This is a genomic window from Arthrobacter sp. ISL-85 (genome assembly GCF_018613675.1).
Taxonomy (GTDB): domain Bacteria; phylum Actinomycetota; class Actinomycetes; order Actinomycetales; family Micrococcaceae; genus Arthrobacter.
In genome coordinates this window covers 171,901-189,997 of the sequence record NZ_JAGGPQ010000024.1, presented here as the reverse complement: position 1 = coordinate 189,997, position 18,097 = coordinate 171,901, and the positions used below count along the sequence as shown (strand labels likewise).

The following is an 18,097-nucleotide window of genomic DNA, read 5'->3' as shown; positions in this document are numbered from 1 at the left end:
CGACGGGGCCCCTCGGCATCAGCCTTATTAAGCCCTTCCGGGCATGGGTGCGTCGCTGAGGTAAGGGTCCTGTGCTGACGGGATCGATCAGTTAGTGGACAATGGGGTCCACATGGTGAGATTGGGTTGTTGCTCGTTGACACCCATCTTGCCAAGAGGGAAAACTGAACGCATGACTTCCGTTACCGCCGGCACCGTCGTCGTCGTCCTTACCAAGCGCGTGGCACATTAGCCCCTGGTAACGAACCGTCACGCGCAAACCCCTCACGAAGCCGCCAGGCCGAGGGGTTTTTTTATTTCCCACCGTTTGAACCAGTTCCACAACCAGAGAAGATCCACAAGGAAGAGTCCGATGAGCAAAGGATCGCCCATCAGCCCCTCGCTGATGGCCACCAAGTCCGCTGGAGCCCCCAAGGCTCCGGAACGCGCCGACCGGACGGCTGACCATGCCGCTGTCGTCGCTGACCTTGCTGCCGTCTCTCCTGTCCTTGGGCCGAACAACGTCGTACCCCCGACGGTGATGACCGGCTCGCAAGCGATCGTCCGCTCGCTCGAAGAACTCGGCGTCGACGACATTTTCGGTTTGCCTGGTGGCGCGATCCTGCCCACCTACGACCCCTTGATGGCCTCCACCATGAACCACGTGCTGGTCCGTCACGAACAGGGAGCCGGCCACGCCGCGCAAGGCTACGCCATGGTCACCGGGCGGGTGGGCGTCTGCATCGCCACCTCGGGCCCAGGTGCCACCAACCTCGTTACCGCCATCATGGATGCCCACATGGACTCCGTGCCCCTGGTGGCCATCACCGGCCAGGTATCCAGCGGCGTGATCGGCACCGACGCTTTCCAGGAAGCCGACATCGTGGGCATCACCATGCCCATCACCAAGCACTCTTTCCTGGTGACCGACCCCAATGACATCCCGCACGTCATGGCCGAGGCCTTCCACCTTGCCTCCACCGGCCGTCCCGGCCCGGTGCTGGTGGATGTTGCCAAGGACGCCCAAGTGGGCCAGATGACGTTCTCCTGGCCGCCCAAGATCGACCTGCCGGGCTACCGGCCGGTCACCCGCGGCCACAACAAGCAGGTGCGCGAGGCGGCGAAACTCATTGCCGCTTCCACCAAGCCTGTCCTGTATGTGGGCGGCGGTGTGGTCAAGGCCCATGCCTCGGCCGAACTGCTCGCCCTCGCCGAAGCCACCGGGGCGCCAGTGGTCACCACCCTCATGGCCAAGGGCGCCTTCCCCGATTCCCACCCGCAGCACGTGGGCATGCCCGGCATGCACGGCACCGTTTCAGCCGTCACTGCCCTTCAGCAATCCGACCTGCTGATCACCCTCGGCGCCCGTTTCGATGACCGCGTCACCGGCGTCCTGAAGACCTTCGCACCCAATGCAAAGGTCATCCATGCCGATATCGATCCGGCTGAAATTTCCAAGAACCGCACCGCTGATGTGCCCATCGTCGGATCCGTCAAGGAGATCATCCCGGACCTGACCGAGGCCGTGCGGAGCCAGTTCGAGGCGTCGGGCAGCCCCGACCTCACCACCTGGTGGGCGTTCCTGAACAATCTCAAGGAAACGTACCAGCTGGGCTGGACGGAACCGGACGACGGCCTCATCGCCCCGCAGAAGGTCATCCAGCGGATTGGCGCCCTCACCGGCCCCGAAGGCATTTACGTGGCAGGCGTGGGCCAGCACCAGATGTGGGCTGCGCAGTTCATCAAGTACGAGCGCCCGCACGCCTGGCTGAACTCGGGCGGCGCCGGCACCATGGGTTACGCCGTTCCGGCCGCCATGGGCGCCAAGGTGGGCGAGCCGGACCGCGTGGTCTGGGCCATCGACGGTGACGGCTGCTTCCAGATGACCAACCAGGAGCTGGCTACCTGCGCCATCAACAAGATCCCCATCAAGGTAGCTGTCATCAACAACTCCTCGCTGGGCATGGTGCGGCAGTGGCAGACCCTCTTCTACGAGGGCCGCTACTCCAATACGGACCTCAACACCGGCCATGACACCGTCCGCATCCCGGATTTTGTCAAGCTGGGGGAGGCCTACGGCTGCGCGTCGTTCCGCTGCGAACGCGACGAAGACATTGATGCGACCATCCAGAAGGCCCTCGAGATCAACGACCGCCCCGTGGTTATCGACTTCGTGGTGAGCCCCAACTCCATGGTGTGGCCAATGGTGCCCGCCGGCGTGAGCAATGACCAGATCCAGGTTGCCCGCAACATGACCCCGGAATGGGAAGAGGAAGACTGAGCATGAGCCGCCACACACTTTCCGTCCTGGTTGAGGACAAGCCCGGCGTCCTGACCCGCGTGGCCAGCCTCTTCGCCCGCCGCGCCTTCAACATCAACTCCCTCGCCGTTGGCCCCACTGAAGTGCCGGGTGTGTCCCGCATGACGGTAGTGGTCGACGCCGACGGCGACCTCATCGAGCAGGTCACCAAGCAGCTCAACAAACTGGTCAACGTCATCAAGATCGTTGAGCTCACCCCCGAATCTTCCGTACAGCGCGACCACATCCTGGTCAAGGTACGTGCGGATGCCGCAACACGCCTGCAGGTAACCCAAGCTGCAGACCTGTTCCGCGCTTCAGTGGTCGACGTCTCTACCGACTCCGTCGTCATTGAAGCCACCGGCCACCCCGAAAAGCTCACAGCCCTGCTCTCAGTGCTGGAGCCCTTCGGCATCCGCGAAATTGTGCAGTCCGGCACCCTGGCCGTTGGACGGGGATCCCGCTCCATGAGTGACCGGGCGCTCCGCTCCGCCTAGGCATTGCGCCCAGGCGGGACCACGCGCCCGTAACCGCAGCACCGCAAGACCACTTTTTACAACCACTCAAGAGGAGTTACGCAAGTGACTGAAATGTTCTACGACGACGACGCCGATCTCTCGATCATCCAGGGCCGCAAGGTTGCCATCGTTGGCTACGGTTCCCAGGGCCACGCCCACGCGCTCAACCTGCGCGATTCCGGCGTCGAGGTCGTCATCGCCCTGAAGGAAGGCTCCAAGTCGACCGCCAAGGCCGAGGATGCAGGCTTCACGGTCAAGAACGTTGCCGACGCCGCCGAATGGGCCGACGTCATCATGATCCTGGCGCCGGACCAGCACCAGCGCGCGATCTACAACGACTCCATCAAGGACAAGCTGACCCCCGGCAAGGCCCTGGCCTTCGCCCACGGCTTCAACATCCGCTTCGGCTACATCCAGGCACCGGAAGGCGTGGACGTCATCCTGGTGGCACCGAAGGCTCCCGGCCACACCGTCCGCCGCGAGTTCGAAGCCGGCCGCGGCATCCCCGACATCATCGCCGTGGAGCAGGACGCTTCCGGCAACGCCTGGGAGCTGGCCAAGTCCTACGCCAAGGCCATCGGCGGCACCCGCGCAGGCGTCATCAAGACAACCTTTACCGAGGAAACCGAAACCGACCTGTTCGGCGAGCAGTCCGTCCTGTGCGGTGGTGTCTCCCAGCTCATCCAGTACGGCTTCGAGACCCTGACCGAGGCTGGCTACCAGCCGCAGATCGCCTACTTCGAGGTGCTGCACGAGCTCAAGCTGATCGTTGACCTCATGTGGGAAGGCGGCATCGCCAAGCAGCGCTGGAGCGTTTCCGATACCGCAGAGTACGGCGACTACGTCTCGGGCCCGCGCGTCATCACCCCCGAGGTGAAGGAAAACATGAAGGCCGTCCTCGCCGACATCCAGTCCGGAGCCTTCGCCAAGCGCTTCATCGAGGACCAGGACAACGGCGGCGTGGAGTTCAAGGAACTGCGCGCCAAGGCAGAGCAGCACCCCATTGAGGCCGTTGGCCGCGAGCTGCGCTCCCTGTTCTCCTGGCAGCAGCAGGACGTTGACTACGTGGAAGGCTCTGCAGCCCGCTAAGGCTGCCAACGCAACCACATAGACGCCAACAGTGAGGCCGGGTTCACGCTTAACAATGTGAGCCCGGCCTTTCCGTCGGCCTAGACTTGTTCCATCCCCAGGACTGCAACGCAGAGGATCAGCCGTGTCAAAACCCGTAGTACTGCTCGCCGAAGAACTTTCCCCCGCCACCGTCGAGGCCCTTGGCCCGGACTTTGAAATCCGCCAGACCGACGGCGCCGACCGTTCCCAGCTGCTCTCGGCAATCAGTGACGTAGACGCCATCCTGGTCCGCTCCGCCACCCAGGTGGACGCCGAAGCCATCGCCGCGGCCAAGAACCTCAAGGTCATTGCCCGCGCCGGCGTGGGCCTGGACAACGTGGACATCAAGGCCGCCACCCAGGCCGGCGTCATGGTGGTCAACGCCCCCACGTCCAACATTGTGTCCGCCGCCGAACTCACCGTGGGCCACATCCTCAGCCTTGCCCGCCACATCCCGCAGGCCAGCGCGGCCCTCAAGGACGGCGAATGGAAGCGCTCCAAGTACACCGGCATCGAGCTGTTCGAAAAGAAAATCGGCATCATCGGCCTGGGCCGCATCGGTGCCCTGGTCGCGGCCCGGCTCAAGGGATTCGACACCAAGATCCTGGCCTACGACCCCTACGTCACCTCGGCCCGTGCCGCGCAGCTGGGCGTGCAGCTGGTCACCTTGGACGAGCTCCTGGCCCAGTCCGATTTCATCACCATCCACATGCCCAAGACACCCGAGACCGTGGGGATGCTGGGCACAGACGCCTTCAGGAAGATGAAGAAGACCGCGTATGTAGTGAACGTGGCCCGCGGCGGCCTGGTGGACGAGGAAGCCCTCTTCACCGCCCTCCAGGACGGTGAGATCGCCGGGGCCGGCGTGGACGTCTTCGCCAAGGAGCCCAGCACGGACCTGCCGTTCTTCAAGCTCGACAACGTCGTGGTGACCCCGCACCTGGGCGCCTCCACCGATGAAGCCCAGGAAAAGGCCGGCGTTTCCGTAGCCAAGTCCGTCCGACTGGCCCTCGCTGGCGAACTGGTACCGGACGCCGTCAACGTCGCCGGCGGCGTCATCGCCCCGGACGTCCGTCCCGGCATCCCGCTCATCGAGAAGCTGGGCCGCATCTTCACCGCGCTGACCCACGACTCCCTGACCCAGTTCGATGTCGAGGTGGCCGGTGAGATCTCCTCCCTCGACGTCAAGGTGCTGGAACTGGCGGCACTCAAGGGCATTTTCGCCGACGTCGTGACCGAACAGGTTTCCTACGTCAACGCTCCGGTGATCGCCGAACAACGGGGCATCAACGTCCGCCTCATCACCACGCCGGAGACTGAGTCCTACCGCAACGTCCTTACGCTGCGCGGCGCCCTCAGCGACGGCAGCCAGATCTCCGTGGCAGGCACCCTGACGGGACCCAAGCAAATCGAGAAGCTTGTGGGCATCAACGGCTTCGAAGTCGAGATCCCCATCAGCGAGCACCTGGTGGTGGTTGCCTACACCGACCGTCCCGGCGTGATCGGTACCATCGGCCACATCCTGGGCATGAACAACATCAACATCGCCGGCATGCAGGTGGCCCGTTCCAACGAGGGCGGCCAGGTCCTTGCGCTCTTGACCATCGACAGCTCCGTACCCCAGCAGGTGCTGGATGCCATCAAGGCCGGCATTGGCGCTGAAATGGTCCGTGAAGTGGACCTGGAGGACTAGAACTCCCGCGGGGAAACGCCGTAGAACCGGCGTCCGCTCGGCGCGTCCCGGCGCGGCCACGTATGATTGGCCGGTCTGCTTAAATGGTGTGGTCCCGTCTCAGGACCCGCCCGGCAGGCCGGCCAATACCTTTTGCACATCCGTCCGCCCAAGTCCATGTCAACGCCGGGCGGACATAGTTGTGCGCACGCAATCCAGGTTTCAGGGAGTTCCATGAACGCCGTCCAGAGGTTCATCAGAAGCAGGGTGCTGCTGTTGACCGCGGCCATTCTGATCGCAGCCATGTGCTTGTCGGTCCTTGTCCAAAGTCAGTCACAGGCTGCGCTCAACCGGACGGTTGATGAAAACTCGAGGGGGCTCTACGACATCCTGGTCCAGGCCAAGGCGCCTTCCGGGGCACTGCTGCAGCCTGAGATCGCCAACGGCGCGGGCGGCATCGGTTTCGACCAGCTGGACTCCATCAAGAAGCTGCCCGGCACCTCCGTGGCCGCCCCCATCAGCCTGGTCTCCCGCGTCACCCAGAACCTCGAGACGCCCCGCCTGGACGCCATGGACTACCTCGGCTACAACGCTGGCTTGGCCGGCACGGCAACGGCGGACCAGGCGGCGGGCGCAACCGCCCCGGACAAATGGCCCGCGGCTGAGTCCGTGCTGACCGATACCGCCAAGAAGTACCGGCTCACCGCCAGCGCGGTCAGCTCCGACGGAAACTCCGAGCAGACCCTCTTCAAGACCACGGCCGAGGGCACCCTGGGCAAAGCCCGGCTCGTGGAGGAGAAGGCCCCGGGCGGCAGCAGCATCCGCATCGCTGCCCCGGCAGGGGAGACCGGCATTAAGTTCCCCGCTCCGGCCGGCGGCTCAGAGCACAACCTCTTCAACCTCTCCGTGGCACTGCCGCCTGCCCCTGAGGTCACAGAATCCGTGGTGGCTGTTGACCCTGCCGCTGAAAGGGCACTGCTGGGCTCGGCCGGCGACTTCCTGGCTCCGCTGGAAAAGGCGCCGCCCGCTGACGCGCGTGACGCCGGCGCGGTGGGCCGCTACCTGGAAGGGCTTTTCACCAAGGGCATCAGCATGGACCAGCTTCAGGAAGGACCGGACTTCCTGGGCGTCAAGCTCAAGTACTGGGCGCCCTTGATGACCCAGTACCAGCAGGCCAAGCGCAACGGCCAGCTGACCAGCGGCTCACAGGCCGTTCCGCTGATCGTCCGTTCCGGCACGTCACTGGACCTGAAGTACAACGTCAAGATCGAAGAGATCGACGACGCCGGCAAGGTAGTCAAGGACGTCGGCACCGTTTCGAAGTCCCTGGGCAAGGATTACCTGCCCTTCGTTTCAAAGGACCCTTTCACTTTGTCCTGGCCGGGATCCACCGACCACTCGTCCCTGCTGGGCAGCAACGGCAACTTCAACCCGGGCCTCTACTCGCCGGCCAAGTGGAGCACTGCCTTCGCAGGCGCCCCCAAGTACACGGACGGCGGCACGGCCTCCAACGGCGCCGTTGATAAGACGGCTGTGCCCGGCGAATGGGTTACCGTCAACCGCCTGCCGGACAAGGCCGCCAACGGCGCACCTGTCGACCAGACCCAGCGTGATCCCGTGGATGAGCGGTCGTACCGGGACAACCTGCCCACCGGCCAGCAGCAGGCGGCAACGCCGCTGCCAATGGTCTACGGCACGTTCGACCCCGCCGCGGTGGAGGCAGCCTCCGGCGACGTCAACAAGCTTCCGCTGGGCGGGTACGACCCCACGCCGTTCACCCTGACCAAGGACGCCTCCGGCAAGGACGTTCCGGCAGCAGACCTGAAGCCTTCGCTGAGCGCCACCGGGCTGGCCGGCCAGTCCGCCGGTGCCATCACGGACTATTACGGCCTGGCCGCCGCACGCGGCTATAAGCAGAACGCCGCAGTCATCGATGCCGTCCGCGTCCGCGCCAAGGCACCGGGCAGCTGGAAGGATGCCCAGCCCGAGGTGGAAAAGCTCGCCGCCGAAATCCGGGACATGGGCCTGGACGCCACCGTCGTGGCCGGTTCGGCCCGTGAGGACACCAGCATTTTCGTGCCCGGCTACTCCAAGGATGGAGCCGGCAAGGAATCGGCGCTCGGCACGGTCAAACAGTCATGGGTCCGGCAGAACGCTGCCGAGGCCGTGACCGGCGCCCTTTCCGGCACCAACATCACCCTGCTTTTCCTCACCCTGTGCGGAGCAGCCCTGCTCACGGGCGCCTCTACCGTGAGCTACATCCGCAAACGCCGGAGTGAGGCCGGAACCCTACGGGCCATGGGCTGGACCCAGCGGCGGATCCGCAGCTGGGTGCTTGAGGAATTCGGCGTCGGGGCCGTGCTCCTTGCCGCCGCGGGCATCGTGCTGAGCCTGCTGAGCTGGAGCCTTGCCACGGCACTGGTGTGCGCGGCAGTCCTGGTGCTGTACTGCGGTGCGGCTCTGTTTGCCGCCCGGCAACTCCGCCACCGCGACGAGATCGACCAGGAGCCACAGCACGATGAACGCCTCATTCCGGTCGATTCCCCACTGACCTTCGCCAACCGCCAGCTGAGCACCAACAAGTTCAACACCTTGTCGCTGGCCGTCGCGGTGGGCGTCTTCGGTGCCGCCGTGGGTGGCCTGATCGCCCTGCTGATCGACATTCCGCGCGCAGCGGGTGCAAGTGCCCTCAGCGGTTTGGCCGCAGCCAGCGTGACGCTGCCAAGCATCCTGCTGGCGCTTGCCGGCGTGGCCGTGGGGCTGGTGCTCACCCTGGTGACGGGACGATTCGAGCTCAACGCCAAGCGGCAGTACCTGGGCATCCTCCAGGCCATGGGCTGGAACCCAGACATGCTCCGCCAGGTCCGGTTGTTTGAAAACGCCCTGGTGGGAACCGTGGCCCTGCCGCTGGGCGTGCTGGGCGCCCTTGGCATCGGCCTGCTGCTGGCTCCCTACGCGGCCATCTGGGCTGCCGTGGCCGGCCTGGTGGCTGTAATTTGCTGGATACCGATTGCAACGAAAGTGGTCCAATGACAAACCCGACGAACGTCCAGCGCAGCCGCAGGAGCGGCTCCAACGAGGTCCCCCTGCAGACCCGGGCCAACACACTCGTTAAGTCGGCCGACCACGCCACCCCACTGGAGATGCGCGACATCACCATCCGCTACGGCGGCGGAAAGGGCGGCGCCGAGGCCGTGAGCGTAGTGGAGGGCTTTGACCTGACCCTGCACGCCGGCGAGATGCACTGCGTTGCCGGCCGAAGCGGTTCCGGCAAGACAAGCATCCTGACGGTCGGCGCGGGACTCACCCTGCCCACCTCGGGGCGCGTGTTCTGGGAAGGTGATTCCCTCGAAAGCATGGGCGACGACGAAATCGCCGACCGCCGTCGTGCCTTGATCGGGTACGTCGACCAGGGCGGCGCTTTGATCGACGGCATGAGCGCCCTGGAGAACGTCCTCCTGCCCGCTGTTCCGGACGGCGAAGTGGAGCAACGGCGGGACATGGCCAAGGACCTGCTGGACCTGGTGGGCCTGGGCCGCCGCATGCGGCACCGTCCCGCCCAGCTCTCCGGTGGTGAACGGCAGCGTGTGGCGATCGCCCGCGCACTGATCCTGGGCACCAGGGTCCTGGTGGTGGATGAGCCCACCGCCAGCCTGGACCGCGCATCCGCCAACCGCATCATCAGCATCCTGAAGGACACCACCTCTGACGGGATCGCGGTCCTGGTGGCCTCGCACGACCACGAACTGGTCCGGCTGAGCGATACCCTGACAGAACTGATCTAACCCGCCCCCTTACGCACCGAAGGTAACCGTCCGAACGTGACTGCTCCAGAGAAAACGCCGTTCTACATCACCACGGCCATCACCTACCCCAACGGCGTGCCGCACATCGGCCACGCCTACGAGTACATCGCCACCGATGCCATGGCGCGCTTCAAGCGCCTGGACGGCTATGACGTGATGTTCCTGACCGGCACGGACGAGCACGGGATGAAGATCGCCCAGGCGGCGGAAAAGGAAGGGATTACTCCCAAGGAGCTGGTGAACCGGAACGCGGAGGTCTACAAGGCCGCGCACTCCGCCCTGGGGATCAGCTACGACCGCTTCATCCGGACCACCGACGAGGACCACTACGCTGCCTCGCAGGCGCTCTGGAAGAAGATGGAGGCCAACGGCGACATCTACCTCGACAAATATGAGGGCTGGTACTCCGTCCGCGACGAGGCCTTCTATGCCGAGGATGAGACGGTGGTGAAGGACGACGGCGTGCGCTACTCGAAAGAGACGGACACCGAAGTGACGTGGACGGCGGAGGAGAGCTACTTCTTCCGGCTCTCCGCCTACCAGGACAAACTGCTGGCGCTGTACGAGTCCCACCCGGAGTTCGGAGCTCCCCAGTACCGGTTCAACGAGGTGGTCAGTTTCGTCAAACGCGGTTTGGAAGACCTGTCCATCAGCCGCACCACCTTCGACTGGGGCGTTCCGGTCCCGGCCAATGACAAGCACGTCATGTACGTCTGGGTGGACGCGCTCACCAATTACCTCACCGGGGTGGGGTACCCGGACGTGGACTCGGAGACGTTCAGGAAGTTCTGGCCTGCCGATGTCCACATCATCGGCAAGGACATTTCCCGGTTCCATGCGATCTACTGGCCCGCTTTCCTAATGAGTGCCGGGCTGGAACTGCCCAAGCGGGTCATGATCCACGGCTTCCTGCACAACAACGGCGTCAAGATGTCCAAGTCCCTGGGCAACGTTGTGGCTCCTGCGGACTTCGTTGCCCGCTACGGCCTGGACCAGGTGCGGTTCTTCTTCCTGCGCGAGGTTCCGTTCGGTGCGGACGGCAGCTACAACCACGAGGCCATCGTGGGCCGGATGAACGCTGACCTGGCAAACAACTTCGGCAACCTTGCCCAGCGCTCCCTGTCGATGGTGGCCAAGAACTGTGATGCGGCCGTGCCCGCGCCGGGAGCCTTCACTGCCGAGGACAACGCCATCCTGGCGCAGGCGAACGGGTTGCTTGAGGCCGCCCGGGCAGCGTTCGACAAGCAGGAATTCAGCCGCGCCCTGGAAGCCATCTGGGCGGTGCTGCACCACACCAACGCCTACTTCGCCGAGCAGGCGCCCTGGGTGCTGCGGAAGACCGACGTCGAACGCATGAACACCGTGCTGTACGTAACGCTGGAGGTGCTGCGGATCGTGGCCATCCTCGCACAGCCGGTCATGCCCGACGCTGCTGCCCAACTCCTGGACGCGCTCGGCCAGGCCGAAGGCGACGCACGGCAGTTCGCCGCCGTCGCCACGCCGATCGTCCCAGGCACCCCGCTGCCTGCCCCCACCCCCGTGTTCCCGAAGTTCGAGGAACCCGCAGAGTAGGACCCCCGCAGAACCTCGGCGGACGCGCTCCTGTCCAAAACCTGAGACGGTTTGACCACTATGTGGTCGTCTTGGCTACCCTGAAAACATGAGCGCATCCACCATCGATCTTGCAGTTATTCCCGGCGACGGCATCGGGCCCGAAGTCATTGCCGAGGCCCTCAAAGTGCTGGAAAAGGCTGTGGCGGCGGAGGGCGTGGAACTTAAGCCCACGCACTATGAACTCGGCGCCGAGCACTGGCTCGCCACGGGGGAGACCCTGCCGGATGACGTCCTGGCAGACCTGAGGACGCGCGATGCCATCCTCTTCGGCGCCGTGGGGGCCGCTCCCGGCGATACCCGGATCCCGTCCGGAATCATTGAGCGTGAGCTGCTCCTCAAGCTGCGCTTCAGCCTGGACCACTACGTCAACCTGCGGCCTTCACGGCTCTACGGAACGGTCGGCAGCCCGCTTGCCAACCCCGGCACTATTGACTTCATCGTGGTGCGCGAAGGAACCGAAGGCCCGTACGTGGGCAACGGCGGCACCTTGCGCGCGGGTACTCCGCATGAGGTAGCCACCGAGGTCTCCCTGAACACGGCCCACGGCGTGGAGCGCGTGGTCCGCGACGCCTTCCGCCGCGCCAGCCTGCGGGAACGCAAGCACGTCACCCTGGTCCACAAGCACAACGTCCTGGTCTTTGCCGGGCACCTGTGGAAGCGCACCGTCGAGGCCGTGGCGCAGGAATTCCCCGAGGTCACCCACGATTACCTGCACGTGGACGCCGCCACCATTTTCATGGTCACTGACCCGTCCCGCTTCGACGTGATTGTCACTGACAACCTGTTCGGTGACATCATCACAGACCTCGCCGCGGCCATCACCGGCGGCATCGGCCTTGCCGCCTCCGGCAACATCAACATGGACCGCACCGCGCCATCCATGTTCGAGCCGGTCCATGGGTCTGCGCCGGACATCGCCGGCCAGGGCAAGGCAGACCCCACCGCGGCAATCCTCTCCGCGGCGCTCCTGCTGGACCACCTGGGCTACACGGAAGCTGCCCGCAGGATCGAAGCTGCAGTGGTTGCCGACGTCGAAAAGCGCGACGGCACCGCACGCAGTACCAGTGCCGTGGGCGACGCCATCGCCGCCGGCCTGTAGCCCGCGCCGGGGCCGCCGGCATCGGGCGTAAGCTTTACTCGAATCACCAAATGCCGCCTTTCCGTTCAGCGCTGAACCCCGGGCGGCCGATCGTGGAGGAACCATGACTCAGACCGCCCATGGCGTCGAATTCACCAGGCAGCCCTCGGAGAACCCGAAGTCTGCCGAAGAGCGTGCAGCCATCCTGGCAAACCCGGGATTCGGCAACTACTTCACCGACCACACCGCCATCGTCGACTACAGCGTGGACGCGGACGGCAACGGCGGCTGGCACGACGCCCGGATCGAGCCCTACGGGCCGATCGTCCTGGACCCCTCCGCAGCCGTATTCCACTACGGCCAGGAGATCTTCGAAGGACTTAAGGCCTACCGGCACGCCGACGGCTCCGTCTGGACCTTCCGGCCCGAGGCCAACGCGGCGCGGCTGAACAAGTCCGCCCGCCGGCTGGCCCTGCCGGAACTGCCGGCCGAATACTTCCTCGGCGCCATCCGCGAACTGGTGGCCGTCGACAAGGAATGGGTGCCCTCCGGCGACGGTGAGGCACTGTACCTGCGGCCCTTCATGATCGCCACGGAGGCGTTCCTGGGCGTCCGTGCGGCCCGTGAGGTCTCGTTCCGGGTGATCGCATCGCCGGCCGGGAACTACTTCGGCGGTGAGCTCAAGCCCGTCTCCATCTGGATCTCGCGCCAGTACGCCCGCGCCGGCCGCGGCGGCACCGGCGACGCAAAGTGCGGCGGCAACTACGCAGCCTCACTGATCGCGCAGCAGGAAGCGGAAGCCAACGGCTGCAAGCAGGTGCTGTTCCTGGACCAGGCCAACGATAACGCCGTGGAAGAGCTGGGCGGCATGAACGTGTTCTTCGTTATGAAGGACGGGTCCCTGGCCACGCCCGCGCTCACCGGCACCATCCTGGAAGGCGTCACCCGGATGTCCGTGATCCAGGTGGCCAAGGACATGGGCCGCGAAGTTTCCGAGCGGAAGATCACCCTCGACGAGTGGCGCGACGGCGTGGCGTCCGGCGCCATCACCGAAGTGTTCGCCTGCGGCACGGCAGCCGTCATCACCCCCATCGGGGTCCTGAAGGACGCCACCGAGTTCATTGGCTCCGAGGACGCCAAGGCCGGCGAAGTCACCATGGCCATCCGCGAAAAGCTCCTGGGCATCCAGACGGGCGCCGAACCGGACACCCACGGCTGGCTCACCCGCCTGGCGTAGTCCAGTTCCTTCGGTTCGTACGACGGCGCCTGCCGGACTTTTGTCTGGCAGGCGCCGTTCTGCGTCCCGGCCCGCAGTGGCTCGTTAGCGCCGTCCTGCCTTGCGGGCGGCGTTCTTCATGGCCTTGCGCGACACCGGCTTGAGTGCCTTACGCGCGGCTTCCTCCGCCAGGGCCCGGTTGCGCCGGGCGTCGATGATGTCGTTCCAGAGCGAGGTGGCAAAGGCGCCGCCGTCCTGGGCGTAGACGTCATAGGGGTAGCCGGCGAAGACGGAGGGGGTGAGGCCGCCGGTGAACAGGTCCTTCCCGTTGGCCTTGGCCACGGCGTCCCCAACGGCCCAGGTCCGCGTCAGGTGGCTGGTGAGGTTCTCCTGCACGAAGATGTTGGCGTCGCTGGACCGGGAGGCCTGGTCCAGCAGGGATTCCAGGTCTGCGGCCAGGATTGCGGCACCTGCCTGGTCGGCGGGCGCCGCGGCGGCGCCCAGTTCCGCGGTGGTGCTGCCGACGGCGCGCGCCCAGTCCGCCGTTTCACGGAACTTCTTCCACGTGGGAAACCAGACGATGCTGCCCGTGGCGTGATTGTGGACGTGCAGCAACCCCGTGGCCTTTTCGGTGGCCGAATGGTCGTGGCCGTCCGCGTCCGCTTGTGCGAGGAGGTCTGAGAGTGTTGTTGTGCTCATGGGGCGGTATCCGGCTTCCTGGTGGAGATCGTGTTGGTGTCATTGGTTGCCAACCCGGAGCCGCCGCTGTTCTATTCCGCCGGCGTGCGTGGGACGGGCTGGGGGAGGGACGGCCGCGGATGCAAGGATGGGTTGGTGACTTTCGATTCCGGGCCCGTCCTGCAGCGCAGCACCGGGCTCACGCAGTTCATCCTTGCCCCCAACCCCGGCCCCATGAGTTTGGACGGCACCAACTCCTACATCCTGGGCGCCCCCGGACAAGCCGCCGCGGTGGTGGTGGATCCCGGTCCCGAGGATGAAGCGCACTTGGCTGCACTGGCCGGCGTTGGCCCCGTGGAACTGATCCTGGTGACCCACCGCCACGCCGACCACACGGCGGGTTCTGCCCGCCTGCATGAACTGACGGGCGCACCGGTCCGCGCCCTGGACCCACGCCACTGCCACGGCGGGGGAGAACCCCTGGCCCGCGGGGAAATTATCCGGGCGGCGGGCCTGGAGATCTCGGTGGTGGCCACGCCGGGCCACACCTCCGACTCCGTCTGCTTCCACCTGCCCGCCGACGGGCAGGCCGGCTCTGTGCTGACGGGGGACACCATCCTCGGCCGTGGGACCACCGTGCTGGACTACCCGGACGGGACGCTGGGTGACTACCTCGCCTCCCTGGGCCGGCTGGAGGCACTGGGCCCTGCCACCGTGCTGCCGGCACATGGTCCGCTACTGCCCTCCCTGGCAGCCGCCGCCCGCGATTACCGGACGCACCGGGAGGATCGGCTGGCGCAAATCCGTGCCGCACTTGAGCGGCTGGGCCGGGACGCGACCGTCGATGAGGTGGCCGACGCTGTCTATGCCGGCGTCGGGCCTTCCGTCCGGCGCGCCGCCGAACTGTCGGTGGCCGCACAACTCTCCTACCTGCGCGGCGGCGAAGGGCAGGCGGCGCCGGCGGGACGGTAGGGTAGGAGCCATGCGTATTGCCAGGTTTGTCGTCGATTCCGATCCCCTGTACGGCGTTGTGGAAGGTGCACCCGGCAGTGAGGAAATCACTGTCATCCACGGCGACCCGTTCTTCAATGGCGTGGAGCGCACGCCGGTGCGCCACAAGCTGGAGGACGTTCGGCTGCTGGCGCCCATCATTCCCCGGAGCAAGGTGATCGGTGTGGGCCGGAACTTCGTGGAGCACGCCCATGAGCTCGGCAATGAGGTACCGGCCCAGCCGCTGCTGTTCCTGAAGCCCAACACATCTGTGGTGGGCCCCAATGATCCCGTGGTGCTGCCGGAATTCTCCGAAGAGGTCTCCTTCGAGGCCGAACTCTGCGTGGTCATCGGCCGCATCTGCAAGGACGTGCCGGAAGACCGCGTGGACGACGTCATCTTCGGGTACACCTGCGGCAACGACCTCACGGCCCGCGATGTCCAAAAGACGGACCTGCAGTGGACCCGGGCCAAGGGCTTCGACACCTCGGCGCCGCTGGGGCCCTGGATCGAGACCGACCTGGACACGGAAGACCTGCAGATCCAGGGCCGCCTCAACGGCGAGGTGCGCCAGGACGGCAGCACCAGCCAGATGATCCGGGGCGTGCGCGAACTGGTGTCGGTGGTGTCGCAGGCGTTCACCCTGCTGCCCGGCGACGTGATCATGACCGGCACGCCCGCCGGCGTGGGCCTGGTCAAGGAGGGCGACCGCTTCGAGGTGGAAATCGAGGGCATCGGCCGGCTCTCCAACCCCATCGTCCGCCGCTAGCACTTCCCTGCCGGGCCGGAAGGCCGCACACGGCCAGGCGGGTAAAGTTGAAGCCACTATGAGTATCGCTTCTTCGTCACCCGCTGCCTCCATCCCCCCCGTCACCGCCGAAACGCCGGTCCGCGTCCGTTTCTGCCCCTCGCCCACGGGTACCCCGCACGTCGGCCTGATCCGGACAGCCCTGTTCAACTGGGCCTACGCGCGCCACACCAAGGGCACGCTGGTCTTCCGGATCGAGGACACCGACGCGGCGCGCGACAGCGAGGAAAGCTACCACCAGCTGCTGGACGCGCTGAAGTGGCTGGGCATCGACTGGGACGAGGGCGTGGAGGTGGGCGGCCCGCATGAGCCTTACCGGCAGTCCCAGCGCGGCGACATCTACCAGGACGTCATCAAGCGGCTCCATGAGGCAGGGTTCATCTACGAGTCCTTCTCCACCCCGGAAGAGATCGAGGCACGGCACCGCGCCGCCGGCCGGGACCCGAAGCTTGGCTATGACGGTTTTGACCGGCACCTGACGGATGAGCAGCTGGCACAGTACCGGTCGGAGGGCCGCCAGGCTGTGCTCCGCCTGCGCATGCCGGATGAGGACATCACGTTCACGGACCTGGTCCGGGGCGATATCACCTTCAAGGCAGGGTCCGTCCCCGACTTCGCCGTGGTGCGGGCCAACGGTGCGCCGCTGTACACCCTGGTCAACCCCGTGGATGACGCCCTGATGGGCATTACCCACGTGCTCCGCGGCGAGGACCTGCTCAGCTCCACGCCGCGCCAGGTTGCCCTGTACCGGGCGCTGTACGCCATCGGCGTTGCCGAGTACATGCCCGAGTTCGGCCACCTGCCCTACGTCATGGGCCACGGCAACAAGAAACTGTCCAAGCGGGACCCCGAGTCAAGCCTGTTCCTGCACCGCGAGCGGGGCTTCATTCCGGAAGGGCTGCTGAACTACCTGTCCCTGCTGGGCTGGTCCCTGAGCGCGGACGAGGACATCTTCACGGTGGAACAGCTCGTGGAGCACTTCGATATCCACGACGTCCTGGGCAACCCCGCACGCTTCGACCTGAAGAAGGCCGAAGCCATCAACGGGACCCACGTCCGCATGCTGGAGCCCAAGGTGTTCCGGGACCGGGTGGCGCACTACCTGCGCGAGGCAGGCCTGGTGGGGGAGATCCTGACCGACCGCGAGGAGGAGATCCTGACCGAAGCGGCACCCCTGGTCCAGGAGCGCATCACGCTGCTGGGCGAAGCGCCCGTGATGCTCGCGTTCCTGTTCAAGTCGGACGACGCCGTGGATATTGCCGATGACGCGCGCAAAGGCCTTCCGGAGAACCTTCCCGAGGTGCTGGACGCAGCCCTTGCCGCCCTGGAACCGGTGGAGGACTGGACGGCGGAGAACATCCAGGCTGCACTCAAGCAGGCCCTGGTGGAGGACATGGGAATCAAGCCGCGGCTCGCCTTCGGACCGGTGCGCACGGCGGTTTCCGGCCGCCGCGTTTCGCCGCCGCTGTTTGAGTCCATGGTGATCCTGGGCAAGGAGTCCTCCCTGCGCCGGCTCCGCGCCTTCCGCGGCTGATGCCGGCCCCCAGCCAGGCACGCGCCGGCGTGTTGGAGACCCCTTTCGGTACTGTCCGGGGCGTCCTGTTCGACATCGATGACACCCTGGTGGACCTCGAATATTCAATGACCACCGCCCTGCGGGAGGTCAGCGAACACCTCCTGCCCGGCCTGGACCAGGCGGGGTGGGAGCGGTTCGGCCGCATCTTCACGCACGAAACCACGCATTACTACGACCGCTACCTGGCAGGTGAGCTGACGTTCAACGAACAGCGCCTGCTCCGGGGCCGGGCAGCCCTGGGTCACTTCGGCGTGGAACTTGCCGACGGCGAGGAATCGCACCGGTGGCTGAGTGCCTACATGGAGAAGCAGCCCGCCTACGTCAGGCCGTTTCCGGACGTCCTGCCGCTGCTGGACGTCCTGGACAGTGCGGGCATCCCCTATGGTGCAGTGAGCAACAATGTCCACGATTACCAGCGGGCAAAGCTGGACGGGGCCGGGCTGGAGCGGATCACCCATCTGGTGGGTACCGACACGCTGGGTGTCGCCAAGCCCAATGCCGCCATCTACCTTGAAGGTGTCAGGCTTTTGGGCACTGCTCCGGCCGAAACGCTGTATGTGGGTGACAACCGGCTGCTGGACGCGGAAGGTTCGACGGCGGCCGGCCTGGTGGGCGTGTGGCTCAACCGTGGCGGCGAGGTCGTGGAGGGCTTCGAGGGCGGCATGCTGGCCTCCCTGGACCAGCTGCTGCAGTAGGCCTCCGCACCTGGCGGCCGCGGCCCTGCTTTCAGGACCGCGGCCGCGTGGACGAAGG

General features: G+C 65.9%; 14 protein-coding genes. 13 read left to right on the top strand and 1 reads right to left on the bottom strand.

The genetic code is table 11. The features are described 5' to 3' along the window. Positions 1 to 352 precede the first annotated feature (352 nt). The 9 genes from J7I84_RS18105 to J7I84_RS18065 all read left to right on the top strand — a co-directional run bounded on the left by J7I84_RS18105 (position 353) and on the right by J7I84_RS18065 (position 13,313). Positions 353 to 2,260: an acetolactate synthase large subunit gene (locus tag J7I84_RS18105; RefSeq protein ID WP_214945910.1), complete on the top strand. Its 1,908-nt coding sequence runs from the start codon at positions 353 to 355 to the stop codon at positions 2,258 to 2,260. 2 nt (positions 2,261 to 2,262) lie between these two features. After that, complete coding sequence (gene ilvN, locus J7I84_RS18100; protein ID WP_043453275.1) at positions 2,263 to 2,775, top strand: acetolactate synthase small subunit; 513 nt, start codon at positions 2,263 to 2,265, stop codon at positions 2,773 to 2,775. 84 nt (positions 2,776 to 2,859) lie between these two features. Beyond that, positions 2,860 to 3,885, top strand: coding sequence for a ketol-acid reductoisomerase (gene ilvC, locus J7I84_RS18095; RefSeq protein ID WP_214945909.1), 1,026 nt, complete (start codon positions 2,860 to 2,862; stop codon positions 3,883 to 3,885). Positions 3,886 to 4,009: 124 nt separating this feature from the next. Continuing rightward, positions 4,010 to 5,599: a phosphoglycerate dehydrogenase gene (gene serA, locus J7I84_RS18090; protein WP_214945908.1), complete on the top strand. Its 1,590-nt coding sequence runs from the start codon at positions 4,010 to 4,012 to the stop codon at positions 5,597 to 5,599. A gap of 213 nt (positions 5,600 to 5,812) precedes the next feature. Next, complete coding sequence (locus tag J7I84_RS18085) at positions 5,813 to 8,611, top strand: FtsX-like permease family protein (protein WP_214945907.1); 2,799 nt, start codon at positions 5,813 to 5,815, stop codon at positions 8,609 to 8,611. Further along, positions 8,608 to 9,363 carry an ABC transporter ATP-binding protein gene (locus J7I84_RS18080; RefSeq protein ID WP_214945906.1) on the top strand — a complete coding sequence of 252 codons (756 nt, stop codon included), beginning with the start codon at positions 8,608 to 8,610 and terminating at the stop codon, positions 9,361 to 9,363. The genes J7I84_RS18085 and J7I84_RS18080 overlap by 4 nt, the downstream gene beginning before the upstream one ends. Before the next feature lie 36 nt (positions 9,364 to 9,399). Further along, positions 9,400 to 10,956: a methionine--tRNA ligase gene (gene metG, locus J7I84_RS18075; protein WP_214945905.1), complete on the top strand. Its 1,557-nt coding sequence runs from the start codon at positions 9,400 to 9,402 to the stop codon at positions 10,954 to 10,956. 88 nt (positions 10,957 to 11,044) lie between these two features. Further along, positions 11,045 to 12,097 carry a 3-isopropylmalate dehydrogenase gene (locus J7I84_RS18070; protein ID WP_214945904.1) on the top strand — a complete coding sequence of 351 codons (1,053 nt, stop codon included), beginning with the start codon at positions 11,045 to 11,047 and terminating at the stop codon, positions 12,095 to 12,097. Between the two features lie 103 nt (positions 12,098 to 12,200). Further along, on the top strand, positions 12,201 to 13,313 hold the full coding sequence (locus tag J7I84_RS18065) for a branched-chain amino acid aminotransferase (protein ID WP_214945903.1): 1,113 nt from the start codon (positions 12,201 to 12,203) through the stop codon (positions 13,311 to 13,313). Positions 13,314 to 13,397: 84 nt separating this feature from the next. On the opposite strand, the gene J7I84_RS18060 is transcribed toward J7I84_RS18065, so the two are convergent. Beyond that, entirely contained in the window at positions 13,398 to 13,991 is a 594-nt protein-coding gene (locus J7I84_RS18060; protein WP_214945902.1) for a hypothetical protein, read from the bottom strand. Between the two features lie 135 nt (positions 13,992 to 14,126). Between J7I84_RS18060 and J7I84_RS18055 the strand changes: the two genes are divergently transcribed. The 4 genes from J7I84_RS18055 to J7I84_RS18040 are packed head-to-tail and all read left to right on the top strand — an operon-like array spanning position 14,127 to position 18,039. Then, on the top strand, positions 14,127 to 14,942 hold the full coding sequence (locus tag J7I84_RS18055) for an MBL fold metallo-hydrolase (RefSeq protein ID WP_214945901.1): 816 nt from the start codon (positions 14,127 to 14,129) through the stop codon (positions 14,940 to 14,942). Between the two features lie 10 nt (positions 14,943 to 14,952). Then, entirely contained in the window at positions 14,953 to 15,729 is a 777-nt protein-coding gene (locus J7I84_RS18050; RefSeq protein WP_214945900.1) for a fumarylacetoacetate hydrolase family protein, read from the top strand. Positions 15,730 to 15,787: 58 nt separating this feature from the next. Then, positions 15,788 to 17,302, top strand: coding sequence for a glutamate--tRNA ligase (gene gltX / locus J7I84_RS18045; protein ID WP_214945899.1), 1,515 nt, complete (start codon positions 15,788 to 15,790; stop codon positions 17,300 to 17,302). Beyond that, positions 17,302 to 18,039: an HAD family hydrolase gene (locus J7I84_RS18040; RefSeq protein ID WP_214945898.1), complete on the top strand. Its 738-nt coding sequence runs from the start codon at positions 17,302 to 17,304 to the stop codon at positions 18,037 to 18,039. Before gltX ends, J7I84_RS18040 begins: the two co-directional genes overlap by 1 nt. Positions 18,040 to 18,097: the final 58 nt, after the last annotated feature.

Bases quoted from the DNA above. Each gene is read 5' to 3' on its own strand.
- J7I84_RS18105 (WP_214945910.1), top strand. From the start codon at position 353: ATGAGCAAAGGATCGCCCATCAGCCCCTCGCTGATGGCCACCAAGTCC.
- ilvN (WP_043453275.1), top strand. From the start codon at position 2,263: ATGAGCCGCCACACACTTTCCGTCCTGGTTGAGGACAAGCCCGGCGTC.
- J7I84_RS18085 (WP_214945907.1), top strand. From the start codon at position 5,813: ATGAACGCCGTCCAGAGGTTCATCAGAAGCAGGGTGCTGCTGTTGACC.
- J7I84_RS18080 (WP_214945906.1), top strand. From the start codon at position 8,608: ATGACAAACCCGACGAACGTCCAGCGCAGCCGCAGGAGCGGCTCCAAC.
- J7I84_RS18070 (WP_214945904.1), top strand. From the start codon at position 11,045: ATGAGCGCATCCACCATCGATCTTGCAGTTATTCCCGGCGACGGCATC.
- J7I84_RS18065 (WP_214945903.1), top strand. From the start codon at position 12,201: ATGACTCAGACCGCCCATGGCGTCGAATTCACCAGGCAGCCCTCGGAG.
- J7I84_RS18060 (WP_214945902.1), bottom strand. From the start codon at position 13,991: ATGAGCACAACAACACTCTCAGACCTCCTCGCACAAGCGGACGCGGAC.
- J7I84_RS18050 (WP_214945900.1), top strand. From the start codon at position 14,953: ATGCGTATTGCCAGGTTTGTCGTCGATTCCGATCCCCTGTACGGCGTT.
- gltX (WP_214945899.1), top strand. From the start codon at position 15,788: ATGAGTATCGCTTCTTCGTCACCCGCTGCCTCCATCCCCCCCGTCACC.
- J7I84_RS18040 (WP_214945898.1), top strand. From the start codon at position 17,302: ATGCCGGCCCCCAGCCAGGCACGCGCCGGCGTGTTGGAGACCCCTTTC.